This is a genomic window from Mesorhizobium sp. M2E.F.Ca.ET.219.01.1.1, assembly GCF_004016445.2.
Classification (GTDB): Bacteria; Pseudomonadota; Alphaproteobacteria; order Rhizobiales; family Rhizobiaceae; genus Mesorhizobium.
In genome coordinates, this window is the sequence record NZ_SADT02000049.1 from 1 (window position 1) to 460 (window position 460).

A 460-nucleotide genomic window follows, 5' to 3' on the forward strand; every position below is an offset into this window, starting at 1 on the left:
GTCATCCAGTAGAACGGAAACAGCAGCACGATGATGAACACCAGCAATGGCAGATAGACCGTCACCACGCGGCGCGGCAGGCTTTGCAGGTAGCCCATGCCGCCTTCATCGGTTTCCGGACGTTTCGGTCTCTTGATCGCGGCCATTTCAGTCTCCGCGTCCTTGCTGCCACTTGCGCCGTTGCACGCCGAAATAGCTGAACAGGATCGCCGCCAGCAGGAAGGGGATCATGGCGACGGCGATTGCCGCGCCTTCGCCGAGCTGGCCCCCTGAGATGCCGCGCTGGAACGACAATGTGGCCATCAGATGGGTAGCGTTCAACGGCGCGCCGCGGGTCAGCACGTAGATGAGCTGGAAGTCGGTGAAGGTAAACAGCACCGAAAACGTCATGGTGATGGCGATGATCGGCGTCAACAGCGGCAGCGTCACATGGCGGAACAGTTGCCAGCGGCTGGCGCCG

1 protein-coding gene and 1 pseudogene are annotated in these 460 nt (G+C 61.5%); both read right to left on the reverse strand.

The window, feature by feature from the left end; all coding sequences use genetic code 11:
- A pseudogene (locus EN862_RS37205) lies at window positions 1-146 on the reverse strand (carbohydrate ABC transporter permease); the annotation flags it as partial.
- A gap of 1 nt (window position 147) precedes the next feature.
- The coding region (locus tag EN862_RS34865; RefSeq protein WP_135913283.1) for an ABC transporter permease subunit at window positions 148-460 on the reverse strand (313 nt) is incomplete at its 5' end.